This is a genomic window from Clostridium moniliforme, from assembly GCF_017873235.1.
GTDB classification, from domain to species: Bacteria; Bacillota; Clostridia; order Clostridiales; family Clostridiaceae; genus Clostridium; species Clostridium moniliforme.
This window is the reverse complement of record NZ_JAGGJZ010000003.1, coordinates 89615-106451: the sequence shown is the minus strand read 5'-3', so window position 1 is coordinate 106451 and position 16837 is coordinate 89615. Positions and strand designations below refer to the sequence as shown.

Sequence of the window (16837 nt, the reverse complement as noted above, 5' to 3'; positions counted from 1 at the left end):
ACACTTCTTTCCTGATTTTCTATTTGAATTCATTGTTTATAAGCATTTCTTTATATGAATTCATTGAATTTTTATTCATAGCCCCTAGAATTATTTTTTTAATATAACCTTCTTTATCAATTAAAACAGTTGTTGGAAGAGCTGTTGCTGTATAATCATAAGATACTTCTGTATTTTTGTCCAAAAGCACATCAAAATTATATTTATTTTCTTTCATAAATTTTTCTACAACATCTTTATTTTCACCTACATCTATTGTTAAAAGCTTAAAATCTTTATTATTCTTATTTTCATTATAAAATTTTTCTAAATCCGGTAATTCGCTTTTGCATGCAGAACACCAAGTAGCCCAAAAGTTTATCATTACATATTTACCTTTATAATCAGATAATGATACCTTTTTATTCTTTAAATCAGTTAAAGTAAATTCAGGTGCTTTAGGATATTTTTTATCTCTTTCTTCTTTACTTTCTGATTCACTAACTTTTGATTGTTCATTTTGTTTGTTATTATACCCATTATTATTTTCTATTTTTATATCTCTATCATCTTTAAGTTTTTTATTATTTATATTATAGACTTGATAAGCTCCAACACAAGTTAAAATTACTATTATCAAAATTATTATCTTTTTAGCATATTTCATATATAACCTCCTAAGTTAATAGTCCAATAAAAACTAAAAGTTTATTACTTAAAATAAGTAATCCAATTATAACCATAAATACACCTGAAATCTTTTTAATAGTTATCATATATTTATAAATCTTTTTTCTAACGAAATCGAATTTTTCAATTAATATTGCCGTTATTAAAAATGGTACTCCCATACCTAAAGAATAAAACAATAGCATTATAATTCCTGTTATCAATTCACTTTTTAAAGAAGCATAAATTAATATACTTCCAAGTATAGGTCCTATGCAAGGTGTCCATCCTGCTGCAAAAGCCATTCCCATAACAACTGGACCAAAGTCTTTAATCCTTTTAGTAAATCTTTTCTCTCTATATAAAAATTTTATCTTTATTATTTCAGTAGTTTGTAATCCAAAAATTATTATTATAAATCCAGCTAAAATTCTAAAAAATTTTATATTCTCCCCAAACAATTTTCCAATTAAAGAACCTGATGCTCCCATAATTATAAATATTATAGTAAATCCTAAAATAAATAATAAACTTTGAGATAAAACCTTATTCTTTTTTAAATTTTTATCTTCATCAACTAAAATACTTATATAAGCTGGAATTAATGGAAGTACACAAGGTGATAAAAAGGAAACTAGCCCACCAAAAAAAGCTATAAAAATAGTAATATCCCCCATAATTCATCTCCTTTCTTATTTTTACAAAAAACAGCTAAGGATTAAATCCAAAGCTGTCAATAAATTAATATGTATTTTCTTCCCAATTTATTTTATTTAAATATACATCTACATATTCATCACTCATTTTTGGATTTATTGTATCCTCATGAGAAATAGTTATTATAGACATTGCTATTGCATATTTTACTGTATCTTTTAATGATAAATTATTCATATATCCATATCCTACACCTGCAACAAAAGAATCTCCCGCACCTGTAGTATTTTTAACTTTTACATCTGTAGCCTTTATTTGTCCACTTTCTTTTCCATTTGTATAATATATTCCATCAGCATCTAAACTAATAAAAATATTTTCTATTCCTAGTGATAAGAAATAATCTCCAGCTCTTTTTAAATCTTCTTTTGTCTCTATTTTAAATCCACAAAGAATTTCTGCTTCATATCTATTTGGCTTTATTGTATGAAAATATTTTATTAAGTGTTTTATTTTTTCTGCTTTAGCAGCTGATACTGGATCTAATATAAATTTAGTTTGTCCTTTAAAATTAGTTAATATATATTCAAGTATTTCTGCATCATCTGCATCTAATATTGTGTATTCAGAATTTATAATTATTTCTTTCTTTGAGTCTATAAAATCAGTATCCATTTCATCTAAACTTTCCATATCCACTACTGCTGATGCCATATCTCCTGTATGATCAAGTATTGCCATATATGTTGGAGTACAACCACCTTCAAGAATTAATGAATCTTCCATATCATATCCAATCATCTTTGAATGATTTAAAATATTTCTTCCATTTTCATCATCTCCAATAATTGAAATAAACTTAGTATTTACTCCTACCCTTGCAAGATTTTCTGAAATATTTCTACAAACCCCACCAAGTGAAATCTTAATATTACCTGGATTAGAATCTTTTTCCTTATATGTATTTCTACTAAATCCTAGTATATCAACAATTGATGCTCCTATAACTAGTATGTATGAATCTTTATTTATCATATTATCTCTCCTGTTTCTAGTTTCCGTTATTATAAAAAAACATACAATCATTATAAATTACAAAAAGGAAAAAATAAAGAATAATTCTTAACTTTTTTTAAATCATACAATGTAAACGCTTAAAACTTGTCTAATTCTGTATTTTTATTTTTAAATTTTTTTACAAAATCTATTAAAAACTTAGATAATAAAAAAATGATATGCTCCTTTATAATTACAGTTTTATTATCTAAACTCTCATTATTATAAGGGCAGCATATCAAACTTATTTTATATTTTAATTATTTTAATATTGCAATAGTAACACCATCTCCACCTTCGCCATAAACTCCAAGTCTATAACTTTTTACATGTGGTTGTCTCTTTAGCATATCATTTATAGCTTTTCTTAATACACCAGTTCCTTTTCCATGAACAATTGTTACTTCGCCTAAATTGGCTCTATAGGCATCATCTAAATATTTATCAACTCTAAAGCAGGCTTCTTCAGCATCCATCCCTCTTAAATCTATTCTACTTTCTATATTACTTAAGTTTAACTTAACTTCTCTCTTTTTCTTTTCTTTAGTTTTTACTTTTTTATTTTCTAATGCTCTTAAATCATCTGCTTTAACACTTATTTTCATAATTCCAGCTTCAACTAAAACTTCACCTTTATTATCTGGAAGAGAAATTATAACTACATTTTGATTTAATGATGGAAGATATGCTTCCATTCCAAGTTTTATATTTTTTATTTTTTCCCCATTTTGTTCCTTTTGGGCATAAATTGATTTCTCTTTACTTTCAAGACTTTCTTTAAGTTTTCTTCTTTCTTCTTCAAGTCTATTTCTTCCGCCACCTGAAATACCCATCTTTTCAAGTTCTCTCATAGCTTTTAAGATTTCATCTGCTTCATCTTTAGCATTTGCTATTATGTCCTTAGCTTCTTTTCTTGCATCCATATAAGCTTTATCTCTTGTCTTTTCTAACTTTTTAAGTTTTTCATCATATTTTTTCTTTAAATCTATTGCCTCGGCTCTTTCTTTCATAGCTTCTCTTGCATCTCTTTTTGCAATTATACTTTTTTCTTGAAGCTCTCTTATTAAATCTTCAAATTGAAGATTATCCTCCGCTATAAATTTCTTGGCATCTTTAATTACACCTTCACTAAGACCTAATCTTCTTGATATTTCAAAGGCATTTGATTTTCCTGGAATTCCAATTAAAAGTCTATATGTTGGTCTTAAAGTTTTTACATCAAACTCAACTGAAGCATTTTCTACATCATCTGTTCTTAAAGCATATCCTTTAAGTTCACTATAATGTGTTGTTGCAATTACTTTAGTTCCTCTTGATTTTAAATTTTCAATTATTGAAGCAGCTAATGCAGCTCCCTCTGTTGGATCTGTTCCTGCTCCAAGTTCATCAAAAAGAACAAGTGATTCTCTTGTGGCCTTTGACATAATGTCAACAATATTTGTCATGTGAGCTGAAAAAGTTGATAGTGATTGCTCTATACTTTGCTCATCTCCAATATCTGCAAATATTTCATTATAAAAGGCTATAGTTGAACCTTCCATTGCAGGTATTAAAAGTCCACACATCCCCATAAGATGTAAAAGACCTATTGTTTTTAATGTAACTGTTTTACCACCTGTATTAGGACCTGTAATCATAATTACATTTTTATCTTTTCCTAAATATATATCTGAAGATACAACATCTTTAGGTTCTATTAATGGATGTCTTGCTGATATTATATCAAATCTTCCATCTTCACTAACCCTTGGATATATTCCATCTATTTTTGAAGCATAAGCTCCTTTTGCAAATATAAAATCAAGTTCTCCTAATATTTTATTGTTACTCTTACAAATTTCAATATTATTTGAAACCTTCTTTGAAAGAACTGTTAATATTCTTTCTATTTCTGCCTTTTCCTTAAGCATAAGTTCTTTAATTTCATTATTTAAATTAACTAAACTCATCGGCTCAATAAATAGAGTTGCCCCAGTTGAACTTTGATCATGTACTATACCTGGAACTTGACCTTTATACTCAACCTTTACGGGAAGAACATATCTTTCCCCTCTCATAGTATAAAGAGTTTCTTGAAGATATTTTGAGTAGCTTCTAACTATACCATTTATTCTTTCTCTAACAGATGAATTTTTTTCTTTTAAACTTCTTCTAATACTTCTAAGAGTGCTTGAAGCTCTATCACTTACTTCATCTTCTGATATAATAGAAATTTCAATTTCATCCTCTAATCCCTTTAAAGGTTCTAAAATATATGCTAAATCTTCTATTCTTTCAAAGGCTATTTCTTCCTCTTCTCTTTCAACATACTTTTTAAATCTTCTTGAACACTTTAACATGTTTCCTATTCTCAAAAGCTGTCCTGGTGATAAAACTCCACCTTTATCTGCCCGTTGAAGCCCTTCACGTACATCATATAATCCTTCAAAAGGAGGAGCTCCCTTTGTAACTAACATATCAAGTGCTTCTTTAGTTTCTTTTAGTGCAATTTCTACTTCATACTTTGTTTCATAAGGAGTTAACTTATCTATTAAAGCTTTTCCCCCTTGTGTTTTTGAGTATTTTTTTAAATTTTCTTTAATCTTTTGAAATTCTAAAACTCTAAAGGTTCTTTCATTCATTTTTTATTCTACACCTCTTCTGTAATGGCCCTTTGTATAATTTTTATTATCTATTAAAATTTTTCCATTAAGCTCATTAATAACTTTTCTTACTTTATCTCTTCCTTCATCAGTAAAATCTAATCTTAATGATGAAATCCCCATATCTTTTAAATCATCAATTTCTTCTATTAAATTTAATGGAAGAGAATTTAATATATGACTTCTACAAAAAACATCAGTCATTATATTAAATTTTTCATTTACCCTATCAATTAATGTAAAACTATCTCTTTCACATGCCTTGTTACAATCTTTATCTGTACACTTTTCACCAAAGGTACTTCCTATAGGACAATACTCACTTACCATAAGTTCTGTTTTACCATATATTATTTTAGCTACATTTCCTTTAAATCCTTTTAAAGAAGCCTTTATTTCTTTTCTATTAAGTTCCTCACTAATAGTTAATATATCCATATCTCCTTTATAGAATTCTAATGTTTCTTTATTAAATATATTTAATTTATAATCACCAATAATATATAGTTCTTTTTTATATTTATTTATTATACCTATATTTGAAGTAATTAACCCTTTAATATATGGTTTGCACTTCTCTATAACATTTATAACAGAATTAAATTCTTCTTTTATTATATTAGGTAATCTTAATATTAAATTACATTCCTTACTATAATCTTTTAAATCATTTATTCTTATTCCATTTTTATCCCTATTAAATACATCTACAGCAATAAAATCAAAATCATTTTTAATCTCTTCAAATTGCTCCTTTAATATTACTTTAGGAAGAATTTCTATATTTTTGCTTTCTCTTTCTATTTCTTTAAAAGGCTTTTCTTTACCCTGTCTTATTCTTCTATACTTTGAACATTCTCCTTTAATTATTTTTTCAAATAATTCTCTTCTAAGTTCATTTAATTCTCCAATTCTAATAAATCCATCATCAAAGGAAGAAAATTCTATTTCTTCAAATCTATATGGATAATCTCCTGATTTAAATAATGCCTTTTCTATTCTTTCCTTATCTAAAGGTCTATTAGTTGCTTCTTCAACTATACTTCCTGAAACTTCATAATAATTATCTTTAAAAAGAGCTCCTAATTTAACTTCTTCATTTACATTAAATTTCAAATATCCCTTTAAAGAAATTTTTCTTTCATAAGGCTTTACTCCCTCACTTAACTCTAAAGTTAGCTTTTTATCAGACATTTTATATAAGAAATCTCCCTTTTTATAACCTATTGGGAATAATTTAACCTTATCTCCTTTATAAGCTTCCTTTACTTCATTTTTATTTTTTATTATTTTACTACAAGTAAAGCCTCCATCTGAAACTCTTACTCCATCACCTAGAGAAATATCTTGATATAATATTATTTCTCCACCATCTATTACCTTTCCAAGTAAAACTCCTGTGTTTTTTGGGAAATTATAGCTCATCATATCTTTTCCAATATTTTTATTTAAATATGCCTTTGAAAAGCCTTCTCTATTAAATAATTGAAGTAGTTCCTTTTTGCCTTCTTTTACATTAAAGTCCTTATTATATAATTCTTTATCTACTGCTTTTCTGTAATTTCGAACTACTCCAGCTACATATTCTGGTCTTTTCATTCTTCCTTCTATTTTAAGTGAATAAGCACCACTATCAATTATTTTATTTACATCTTCAATGGTGCACATATCCTTTGGAGAAAGTAAATATCCCTTTTTCTCTTCTCCATTACTATTTCTTAAAGTATACTCCATTCTACAAGGCTGAGCACATCTTCCTCTATTACCACTTCTTCCACCTATCATAGAACTCATTAAACACTGTCCTGAATAGCATACACAAAGTGCACCATGAACAAACATTTCAGTTTCTATATTTAAATCTTTTGATATATATTTAATTTCATCAAAAGATAATTCCCTTGATAATACTATTCTATGAAAGCCTTTATCTTTAAAATAAATTGCTCCTTCTCCATTATGAATAGTCATTTGAGTTGAAGCATGTAACTCAAAGTCATTATATTTTTCCTTAATAACTTTAAAAAGTCCAAGATCCTGTATTATAAGAGCATCTACTCCAATTTCATAAAGATACCCTGCATATTTTAATGCTTTAGGTAATTCCTCTTCCTTTAAAAGTGTATTCATAGTAACATAAACTGATACTCCATAACTATGAGCATAGTCTACTGCTTTTTTCATATTTTCATTATTAAAGTTTGAAGCATAAGCTCTTGCTGAAAACTTATCGCCTCCTAAATATATAGCATCTGCTCCATTATTTATTGCTGCGTAAAGACTTTCCATACTTCCAGCTGGAGCTAGAATCTCTATTTTTTTCATTTACATCTCTCCTATAAGTTAACTAAAACTTCTCTTTTGTCATATCTTTTTAGTTTACCTCATTACTTATTAAAAATAAAGTACTGAGCAAAATTTAAGTTACTCAGCACTAAAGTTTTATTTTCTCTTTAAAAGGGCTGGTTCATTTTTCATTTTAGCTTTAGCAAGTTCAATTTGAGTATCTAAAAGTTTCTTTTCTAAATCAAGAACCTTATATTTATTGCTCTGGAATGCAACTCTTGTACCCTTTCCAGCTTCTATTAAAGTACTTTTATCTTTTTCAAGTTTTTTTACTCTTTCTTGTAATTCTTCAGATTTATTCTTTTCATTATTTATTATACCTTTTAATTCTTCTATTTCTTTATTAAGAGCTTCTACCTTAATTTCCTTCTCTTCTTTTATATTTTTTAAATTATTTAATTCTTTTTCCTTTTTATCTTTTTCTTCTTTAATTAAATTTTGTAACTTTTCATAATCTGATTGTAATTTATTTAAACTTTTATTACTTTCATCTAAATTATTTTTAGCATTTTCATAATTAACTTCATATTCCTTTAATGTATATTCATCTTTTTTCAACTTATCTTTAAGTTCTTTATTTTTATTCCTAAGATTGTCCATTTCAACTTCAAGGGAATTCTTTTTATTTTTAAAGTTTTCTATAGTATTTAAGATTTCTTCTTTTTCCTTTTTACCTTCTTCTATTTCTTTAACTAGAACCTTGTTTTTTAATATGCTGTTTTCTACTTCTTTTTTACTATTAATATTTTTCTCTTGAAGTTCTCTTATCTCTTTTTGAAGTAATCTTTCTCTTTCATCTTTTTCAATTAAAGAACTTCTTAAGTTTTCTTTAACTTCTTTATTTAATTTTAATAATGAATCTTTTTCTTCTTTAATCTTACTATTTTCTTCTTTTATTTTTTCAATTTCTTTTTCTTTTAATTTAATTTCGTTTAAAGATTTATTTAAATTAGTTTCTATAACTTTTTTACTCTCTTTAATTTCTTTTAATTCTTTTAATAAAGCTTCTCTATCGCTTTTTAACCCATTAATAGTATTATCTCTTCCATTTTTTATATTTTCATTTTCTTCTTTTATTTTTTGTAAATCACTTTTAAGTTCTTCAATAGTTTTAAATAAAGTTGTCTTTTCTTTTTCTATACTATTTTTTAAACTTACAAGATTTCTTATTTCATTATCTGATTTATATAATTCATCTGTAATATTTACAGCAGCTAAAACTGATGCTTGTGAAATACTAAGCAGTGAATTTTTTCCTAATATTTCTTTTATTCTTTCATCAACGTATGAAGCAATATCTTTTAAATAATCTTCATTTTCTTTTCCTTTTAAATTGTAGTCTACACCATTTATATTAACTGTAACCTTTGCCATACTACTCCACCTCTTAAAATATAATAATTAATCTTACTATTAATTATATTGGATATCTAATAAATTCACAATTATGTAAAGTAAAAAGGTTATTAATATTTAATAAATTTGTAAAAAAAGAGAGTTAATCTAATAAAATGATTAACTCTCTCTAAATATTATCTTAAAATAGCGCCTAATTTATATTCAAGGGCTCTTAATATTTTTTCATGTACTTTATTAACTTCCTTATCAGTTAAAGTTTTTGATTCGTTTCTATAAACTATTGCATAAGCTATACTTTTTTTGCCTTCTGGAATTTGTTCTCCTCTGTATATATCGAAAAGATCAACTTTTTCAACTAGATTTCCACCAGCTTTTCTTATTGCATCTTCAATATCTTGAACTAATATATGTTCATCAACTAAAAGTGCAATATCTCTTGTAACTGCTGGGAACTTTGGTAATGGCTTATATTTACTTTCAAGTTCTACATTTTCATAAACAGCATCTAAATCTATTTGTGCAATATAGCATGGAACATCTATATCAAAGTTTTCACTAACATCTGGATGAATTTCTCCAAATACTCCAGCTTCTATTTTTCTTCCTACTATAAGTTTTGCAGTTTTTCCTGGATGGAAGCTTGGGTTTTCTATTTCTCTTAAGAACTTAACTCCCTTAACCTTTAATCCATCAATTAGATTTTCTACAATTCCCTTTAAGTTTAAGTAATCTACATCACCATAAAGTCCAACTGTTAAAATATTTTTCTCTGTTGGAATTTCAGTTGGATCCTCTGAAGGAATATATATTTTACCTATTTCAAAAAGATATGCTTCACTATTATTTCTTGAATAGTTTCTTGCAAGTGATTCCATCATTGAAGCAATAGTTGTTGTTCTCATAACACTATAGTCTTCTCCTAAAGGATTCTTTATAGTAACTACTTTTCTTAATTCACTATCTTCTGGTAATGCTATTTTATCAAAAGCCTTTTTAGATATAAATGAATAACTTATAGATTGGTTTAATCCACTTGCTGTCATTATATTAATAACTTTTTCATCTAAAATTTCTTTTTTATACTTTGGTTCTCTTTCTGTTTGAACTTTAAAAATAGTTCCTTTTATATTGTTATATCCATATATTCTTGCAACTTCTTCTGCAATATCTTCTTTAATTCCAATATCAACTCTAAATGTTGGTATTATGATTTGAAGATCATCTCCATTAATTTCAGTTTTTAAATCAACTGAATCCAAACATCTCTTCATTTCTTCTTTAGAAATATCTGTTCCTAAAAATTTATTAATCCAATTAGAATCAACTGTTATAGAACCTTCTTCTTTAATATCATTATATATATCAATTGTACCTTCCATTACATCTCCGCAACCTAGTTCGCAAACAAGTGCACAAGCTCTATTTAATGCTATTTCTGCAAGATTTGGATCTATATCTTTTTCAAATCTTGTTGAACTTTCTGTTCTAATTCCAAGCTTTTTAGAATTAACTCTTATATTAGTTCCATCAAAATTTGCACATTCAAATATAATTTCAGTAGTATCATTTTTAACTTCTGAATCTAATCCACCCATAATTCCAGCTAAAGCAATTGTATTTTCTGAATCTTTAATACATAAAATTGTATCATCTAATTCTCTTTCAATTTCATCTAGAGTAGTGAATTTCTCTCCATTTGAAGCTTTTTCTATTACAATGTTATTTGATTTAATTTCTCTTCTGTCAAAGGCATGCATTGGCTCTCCAATTTCAAGCATAACAAAGTTTGTAATATCTACTATATTGTTTATTGGTCTAACACCTGCATCTAAAAGTCTCTCTTGCATCCATTTTGGTGATGGGGCTATTTTTACGTTTTTAACTCCTCTTGCCATATATCTTTTGCATAATGAATCTTTTACATCTATTTTTATTTCATCATTTATATTGTCATTTGAAGTAACTTTATATTCTAAATTTGGCATTTTATACTCTGTTCTAAGTGTTGCAGCAGTTTCTCTTGCCATTCCAATCATACTTAAACAATCTGGTCTATTTGATGTTATATCAAAATCTAAAGTTTCTTTTTTTAACTTTAGATATTCTTTTATTTCCATTCCAATTGGAGCATCCTCTGGAAGAATCATAAGTCCGTCTACTTCATCTTCTCCCTTTAGCCCAAGTTCTGCCTCTGAACAGAACATTCCATTTGAAACAACTCCTCTAAGCTTTCCTTTTTTTATTTCTGTTCCATCTGCTAAAGTTGACTTATGAAGAGCAACTGGTACTTTATCTCCAACTTTCATATTAGTTGCAGCTGTTACTATTTGAAGTTCTTCATCCTCTCCAATATCAACAAGACAAATGCTTAATTTTTCTGCATCTGGGTGTTTTTCTATTGAGTTAAATTTACAAACAACAACTCTATTTATTAAATCTCCTTGAATTATTATTCCTTCTAATGCTGAACCTGTTAAAGTTAATAAATCTCCAAGTTCTACTGCATTTACATTTATATCAACATAATCTTTTAACCAATTATATGGTACTTTCATTTTGCTACCTCCTACTTTAATACTTAAATATTTTTAAAATTGATCTAAAAATCTCATATCACTTTCATATAATAATCTTATATCATCTATACCGTATTTAAGCATTACCATTCTATCTACTCCAAAGCCAAATGCAAATCCTGAATATACTTCTGGGTCTATTCCACAATTTCTAAGTACTTGTGGATGAACCATACCACAACCTAATATTTCAATCCATCCGCTTCCTTTACAAACTTTACATCCTTTTCCTCCACAAACAAAGCATGTAGCATCCATTTCTGCTGAAGGTTCTGTAAATGGGAAGTGGTGAGGTCTAAATTTAGTTTTTACTTTGCTACCAAACATTTTCTTTGCAAATAATTCTAAAGTTCCTTTAAGGTCTGCAAATGTAACTCCCTTATCAATTACCAATCCTTCCATTTGATAAAATATTGGTGAATGAGTCGCATCTACATCATCTGATCTATAAACTTTTCCAGGTGATATCATTTTAATTGGCGGAGTTTGTTTTTCCATAGTTCTAACTTGAACTGGAGAAGTTTGTGTTCTTAAAACTAGACTATCATTTATGTAAAATGTATCTTGTTCACTTCTAGCTGGATGATTTTTAGGAATATTTAAAGCTTCAAAATTATATTTATCAAGTTCTATTTCAGGACCTTCTTCTATAGTGAATCCCATTGATATAAATATATCTTTCATACTTTCAAGAGTTAAATCTAATGGATGTCTCTTTCCTAATCTTTCTTTTTTTCCTGGTAATGAAATATCTATAATTTCTTTAGATAGCTTTTCATTTTTTTCTTTATCTTTTATTTCTTTAGACATTGTTTCTATTTTTTCTTCTAAAACTGATTTTACTTCATTAACCATTTTACCAACTAAAGGTCTTTCTTCTTTAGAAAGGTCTTTCATTCCTCTAAGTATAGTTGTAAGTTCTCCTTTTTTACCAAGGTATTTTACTCTTATTTCTTCAATTTTTGAAGAGGTTTTAGCATCTTCTATAACCTTTAATGCTGATTCTTGAATATCTTTTAATTTTTCTCTCATATTCAAAAACTCTCCTTTCTCTAACTATTTCAATTTAATTTTTCATAAAAAAAACCGTCCCTAATAAAAGGGACGGAATATCCGCGTTACCACCCTAATTGGTTTAATAATATATTAAACCCAACTCGTAAATTTAACGGTCTTACCCGCTAACTACTACTAAAAATTTCGTAGCTAGAACTCCTGAGTGAACTTCAATATAATTCTTTTAAAATGGCTTACAGTCCATGACCACTTCTCCCTTAAAAAGATACTTATATCTACTCTCTCTATCAATGCTTTATTAATTTAAGATTATAAACTAGATTATACACAGTATTTACTAAAAGTTCAATACCTATATAACTTTCTTTTGCCTAACTCTTTCATAAAGAACAATTGAAGTTGCTACTCCTACATTTAAAGATTCAGCTCCTCCTGGCATTGGTATTTTTACTTTTTTATCAGAAATATTATAAATCTCCTCTGAAACTCCATTTCCTTCATTTCCAACAGTAATAACTATCTTTCCAGTTAAATCTTCTTCAAAAAAATTATTTTTCCCTTCAAGTGATGTTGATAGAATAGAAAATCCTTTTTCTTTTAATGATTTAATAACAGAAAAATCATTATCTTCAATTATTGGTATATAAAACATTGAACCCATAGTTGATCTAATAGTTTTTTCATTATATATATCAACAGTTCCTTTTGTTAATATAATACCATCTATTCCAGCTGCATGAGCTGTTCTTATTATTGTTCCAAGATTTCCTGGGTCTTGTAACTTATCACATAACAAATAAAATTCTCCGTTTATATTTACTTTATTTTGTTCCATTATTACAACTCCAAGAATACCTTGAGGATTTTCTGTTCCGCAACTTTCTAGAAATAAATTTTTATTTAAGCCAAAAATTTTGCCTTTATAATTATATTTATTTACTAATTCTTCTGTCTTTTCTTCAAGCTCCTTAAGACAAAATATAGTTTCTACATTAGCTCCAGCTTTTAAAGCTTCCTCTACTAATCTAAAACCTTCAATTAAATATTTTTTTAATTTATTTCTATTTTTTCTTTCTTTTAATTTTTTAGTTTCTTTATATATGGAATTGTCTTTACTTTCTATATAAATCAAATCTGCACCTCAATTAAGTTAAAATTTAACTATCATGCCTTCTAATTTACTTAAATCCTCAGCTGATCCTATTGCTACAAATATATCCTTACCTTCTACTACAAAGTCAGCTGGAGGAGAAAGACTAATTTCATCATCTCTCTTTATTGCCATAACATTTATTCCATATTTACTTCTAAGTTTTAATTCTCTAATAGTTTTATTTTGCCATTCTTCTGGTGCTTCTATCTCCATAATACTATAATCTGGTGATAATTCTATAAAATCTAATATGCTTTCTGAAACTAAATTATGGGCAACTCTAACTCCCATATCTTTTTCAGGTAATATAACTCTATCTGCTCCAATTTTATATAGCACTTTAGCATGCAAATCACTATTTCCTTTTGCAATTATATACTTAACTCCTAATTCTTTAACTAATAGTGTCGCCATAACACTTGCTTGGATATTAGATCCAATTGTTACAACTGCTACATCAAAGTTTCTAAGTCCTAAAGTTCTAAGTGCGCCTTCATCAGTTGCATCCATTTGTACAGCATGTGTAACCTTATCAGATATATCTTGAATTAAATCTTCATCTTTATCTATAACAAGAACATCATTTCCAAGATTATATAAAGTTTCTGCTATTGATGATCCAAATCTTCCAAGACCTATAATTACAAATTGTTTTTTTATCATATAATTCATCCCCTAACCAATTAAAATCTTGCCTTCTGGATATTTATGTGTTTGCTTCTTCTTGTTTCTTAAAAATGCTAAGGCTACAGTCATAGGTCCAACTCTACCACAATACATTGTTATTATTATGATAATTTTCCCAGCTGTACTTAATCTTTGAGTTACTCCTGTTGTAAGTCCAACTGTACCGAAAGCTGATGTTGCCTCATACATTAAGTTTATAAATGACTCATTTGGATCTGTTATAGATAATATTAATGTAACACCTATAACAAGGAACATACCTATCATTAGAAGTGCAAAAGATTTATAAACTAAATCCTTTGAAAATCTTCTTCCAAAAACTTGAGTATCTTCTCTTCCTCTAATTACTGAAATTACAGTTAATATAATAACACCAAATGTAGCAGTTTTAAGTCCTCCTGCTGTTGAACCTGGTGATCCACCAATAAACATTAAGATTATTGTTAAAAATTTTCCAGCATTTGTCATCCCATCTGTTGATACACTATTAAATCCTGCTGTTCTAGGAGATACTGAAGCAAAATAAGAATTTAGTATTTTATCTCCAACTCCCATTTTCCCCATTGTTTCTGGATTGTGCATTTCAAATAAATACATTAATATAGTTCCACCAATTATAAGAACAGTTGTAATTAATAAAACTACTTTTGAATGTACAGATAATTTTTTAATTCCTCTATAGTTATATAATTCCATCCATACGGTAAATCCAAGTCCACCTATAATGATAAGACTACTTATTGTTATTAAAACTACTGCATTACTAGAATATGATGTAACGGAACTAAAACCTCCAAACAAATCAAAACCAGCATTGCAAAAAGCAGATATTGAATGAAAAATACTAAAGTATATACCTTTTCCTATACCGAATTTCGGAATAAACTGAGTGGATAATAATAATGCTCCAAAAAATTGTACTGCAAAAGTAAAACTTAAAACATACTTTACCATTTTTACTAAACCTTGAATATTAAATGTATTCATAGCTTCTTGCATTAATAGCCTATCTCGTAATGTAATTTTCTTACCTAATAAAACTGCTATAAAGGTTGCAAAGGACATAAATCCTAAACCTCCAATTTCAATAAGTAACATTATAACTACTTGACCAAACTCATTCCAATATGTTCCTGTATCTAAAGTTACAAGTCCTGTTACACATACAGCTGAAGTTGAAGTAAATAAAGCATCTAAAAAATTAGTACTTTCTCCACTTTCCGATGAAATCGGTAAAGTTAAAAGTATTGCCCCTATAAATATAACTATAAAAAATCCGAGTGCTAAAACCTGTACTCCACTTAATTTTTTTTTCATTAAAAATCTTTTAATCTAACCACCTCGAAGGTTTATATATAACACTTAATACCTATTATATACAATATATCATAAAATATTAGAAACTTAATTTTACTATTCCCTTGTTAAAAAAATATTATCTTAATATTAATATTTTTTAAATATGTAAACTTTATATAATTTCCTGTATATATAAAGAAAATGCGACCTAAGTCGCATCTTCATAATTAAGCGTTTATATGTTTTTTAGCTACTTCAACTAATTCTGCAAATGCCTTTGGATCATTGATAGCTATTTCTGATAACATTTTTCTATTTATATCTATTCCAGCTAATTTAATTCCATTCATGAATCTTGAATATGAAAGACCATTCATTCTTGTAGCTGCATTTATTCTAGCAATCCATAGTCTTCTATAATCTCTCTTCTTTAATCTTCTTCCAACATAAGCATTTCTTAATGCTCTTATAACTGATTCATTAGCTGTTTTAAATAACTTGCTCTTTCCACCGTAGTATCCTTTTGCAAGCTTTAATACTTTTTTATGATTCTTACGAGCGTTAACTGCTCTCTTAACTCTTGCCATTTAATAAAACCTCCTGCGTCCAAACTCTTATAGGTATGGTAATAATTTCTTCATTACTTTTTCTTGTGCTACTGATACGTATCCACCTTTTCTAAGTTTTCTCTTAGTTTTTGAGCTTTTCTTAGTTAATATGTGGCTTCTGAAAGCTTTAGCTCTCTTAAGTTTTCCTGTACCTGTCTTTCTAAATCTCTTTGCTGCACCTCTATGTGTCTTCATTTTTGGCATGATGAAATCCTCCTCTCAAAAGTTATGCCTTTTTTGGCCCTAAAATCATTGTCATGTTTCTACCTTCTCTTTTAGGAGCTTTTTCTATGATACAAACATCTTCAAGTTTTCCGACGAAGTTGTCAAGAATTCTTTGGGCAATATGTCCTAATTCCATCTCTCTTCCTCTGAATCTTACAGTGACTTTGACTTTGTCTCCATCTAATAGGAACTTTCTTGCTTTTTTAGCTTTAATTGCAATATCATTTTCTTCAATAGTAAGACTTACTCTGATTTCTTTGATATTTATAACTTTTTGTTTTTTCTTAGCTTCTTTTTCTTTTTTTGATTGCTCATATATAAACTTACCTAAGTCCATAATCTTGCATACTGGTGGATTAGCATTTGGTGATATCATCACTAAATCTAATTCATTTTCTTCTGCAATCTTAAGAGCTTCCTTACTTGATAATATACCAAGTTGCTCTCCATCTTTAGATATTACTCTTACTTCTTTTTTTCTAATATCTTCATTAACAATATAATTTTTACTAATGGCTTCCACCTCCGAAATTTTTAACAAATAAAACATATGAATAAAGGACG

General features: G+C 27.6%; 14 protein-coding genes and 1 other annotated feature. All 14 genes read right to left on the bottom strand.

Translation table 11 applies throughout. From position 1 onward, the window contains the following. Positions 1 to 19 precede the first annotated feature (19 nt). The 14 genes from J2Z53_RS06310 to infC all read right to left on the bottom strand — a co-directional run bounded on the left by J2Z53_RS06310 (position 20) and on the right by infC (position 16823). Positions 20 to 646, bottom strand: a complete 627-nt coding sequence (locus tag J2Z53_RS06310; protein ID WP_209796600.1) for a TlpA family protein disulfide reductase — start codon at positions 644 to 646, stop codon at positions 20 to 22. A 10-nt stretch (positions 647 to 656) separates the two neighbouring features. Then, a complete protein-coding gene (locus J2Z53_RS06305; protein ID WP_209796598.1) occupies positions 657 to 1325 on the bottom strand; it encodes a cytochrome c biogenesis CcdA family protein in 669 nt (222 codons plus the stop codon). A 64-nt stretch (positions 1326 to 1389) separates the two neighbouring features. Next, entirely contained in the window at positions 1390 to 2340 is a 951-nt protein-coding gene (locus J2Z53_RS06300) for a carbohydrate kinase family protein (RefSeq protein WP_209796597.1), read from the bottom strand. 281 nt (positions 2341 to 2621) lie between these two features. After that, positions 2622 to 4982, bottom strand: a complete 2361-nt coding sequence (locus J2Z53_RS06295) for an endonuclease MutS2 (RefSeq protein WP_209796595.1) — start codon at positions 4980 to 4982, stop codon at positions 2622 to 2624. 3 nt (positions 4983 to 4985) lie between these two features. After that, the gene (locus J2Z53_RS06290) at positions 4986 to 7328 is read right to left on the bottom strand and encodes a U32 family peptidase (RefSeq protein WP_209796593.1); all 2343 of its coding nucleotides are present in this window, start codon (positions 7326 to 7328) and stop codon (positions 4986 to 4988) included. A gap of 117 nt (positions 7329 to 7445) precedes the next feature. Then, positions 7446 to 8723, bottom strand: a complete 1278-nt coding sequence (locus J2Z53_RS06285; RefSeq protein ID WP_209796591.1) for a cell division protein ZapA — start codon at positions 8721 to 8723, stop codon at positions 7446 to 7448. 158 nt (positions 8724 to 8881) lie between these two features. Continuing rightward, entirely contained in the window at positions 8882 to 11263 is a 2382-nt protein-coding gene (gene pheT / locus J2Z53_RS06280; RefSeq protein ID WP_209796589.1) for a phenylalanine--tRNA ligase subunit beta, read from the bottom strand. Between the two features lie 33 nt (positions 11264 to 11296). After that, entirely contained in the window at positions 11297 to 12316 is a 1020-nt protein-coding gene (gene pheS / locus J2Z53_RS06275) for a phenylalanine--tRNA ligase subunit alpha (protein ID WP_209796587.1), read from the bottom strand. A gap of 65 nt (positions 12317 to 12381) precedes the next feature. Next, positions 12382 to 12601 (bottom strand) — a binding site (T-box leader). A gap of 52 nt (positions 12602 to 12653) precedes the next feature. After that, complete coding sequence (locus J2Z53_RS06270) at positions 12654 to 13433, bottom strand: TrmH family RNA methyltransferase (RefSeq protein ID WP_209796585.1); 780 nt, start codon at positions 13431 to 13433, stop codon at positions 12654 to 12656. Between the two features lie 18 nt (positions 13434 to 13451). Next, on the bottom strand, positions 13452 to 14117 hold the full coding sequence (locus tag J2Z53_RS06265) for a potassium channel family protein (protein ID WP_209796583.1): 666 nt from the start codon (positions 14115 to 14117) through the stop codon (positions 13452 to 13454). 12 nt (positions 14118 to 14129) lie between these two features. After that, positions 14130 to 15458 carry a TrkH family potassium uptake protein gene (locus tag J2Z53_RS06260; protein ID WP_209796581.1) on the bottom strand — a complete coding sequence of 443 codons (1329 nt, stop codon included), beginning with the start codon at positions 15456 to 15458 and terminating at the stop codon, positions 14130 to 14132. 209 nt (positions 15459 to 15667) lie between these two features. Beyond that, complete coding sequence (rplT, locus tag J2Z53_RS06255; protein WP_209796579.1) at positions 15668 to 16027, bottom strand: 50S ribosomal protein L20; 360 nt, start codon at positions 16025 to 16027, stop codon at positions 15668 to 15670. 27 nt (positions 16028 to 16054) lie between these two features. Continuing rightward, positions 16055 to 16252 (bottom strand): 50S ribosomal protein L35, encoded by a 198-nt coding sequence (gene rpmI, locus J2Z53_RS06250; protein ID WP_209796577.1) that lies wholly within the window; start codon positions 16250 to 16252, stop codon positions 16055 to 16057. A gap of 22 nt (positions 16253 to 16274) precedes the next feature. Next, a complete protein-coding gene (infC, locus tag J2Z53_RS06245) occupies positions 16275 to 16823 on the bottom strand; it encodes a translation initiation factor IF-3 (protein ID WP_234925793.1) in 549 nt (182 codons plus the stop codon). Positions 16824 to 16837: the final 14 nt, after the last annotated feature.

Excerpts from the sequence above, each read along its gene's own strand:
- J2Z53_RS06310 (WP_209796600.1), bottom strand. The coding sequence starts at position 646 with ATGAAATATGCTAAAAAGATAATAATTTTGATAATAGTAATTTTAACT.
- J2Z53_RS06305 (WP_209796598.1), bottom strand. The coding sequence starts at position 1,325 with ATGGGGGATATTACTATTTTTATAGCTTTTTTTGGTGGGCTAGTTTCC.
- J2Z53_RS06300 (WP_209796597.1), bottom strand. The coding sequence starts at position 2,340 with ATGATAAATAAAGATTCATACATACTAGTTATAGGAGCATCAATTGTT.
- J2Z53_RS06295 (WP_209796595.1), bottom strand. The coding sequence starts at position 4,982 with ATGAATGAAAGAACCTTTAGAGTTTTAGAATTTCAAAAGATTAAAGAA.
- J2Z53_RS06290 (WP_209796593.1), bottom strand. The coding sequence starts at position 7,328 with ATGAAAAAAATAGAGATTCTAGCTCCAGCTGGAAGTATGGAAAGTCTT.
- J2Z53_RS06285 (WP_209796591.1), bottom strand. The coding sequence starts at position 8,723 with ATGGCAAAGGTTACAGTTAATATAAATGGTGTAGACTACAATTTAAAA.
- pheT (WP_209796589.1), bottom strand. The coding sequence starts at position 11,263 with ATGAAAGTACCATATAATTGGTTAAAAGATTATGTTGATATAAATGTA.
- pheS (WP_209796587.1), bottom strand. The coding sequence starts at position 12,316 with ATGAGAGAAAAATTAAAAGATATTCAAGAATCAGCATTAAAGGTTATA.
- J2Z53_RS06265 (WP_209796583.1), bottom strand. The coding sequence starts at position 14,117 with ATGATAAAAAAACAATTTGTAATTATAGGTCTTGGAAGATTTGGATCA.
- J2Z53_RS06260 (WP_209796581.1), bottom strand. The coding sequence starts at position 15,458 with ATGAAAAAAAAATTAAGTGGAGTACAGGTTTTAGCACTCGGATTTTTT.
- rplT (WP_209796579.1), bottom strand. The coding sequence starts at position 16,027 with ATGGCAAGAGTTAAGAGAGCAGTTAACGCTCGTAAGAATCATAAAAAA.
- rpmI (WP_209796577.1), bottom strand. The coding sequence starts at position 16,252 with ATGCCAAAAATGAAGACACATAGAGGTGCAGCAAAGAGATTTAGAAAG.
- infC (WP_234925793.1), bottom strand. The coding sequence starts at position 16,823 with ATGTTTTATTTGTTAAAAATTTCGGAGGTGGAAGCCATTAGTAAAAAT.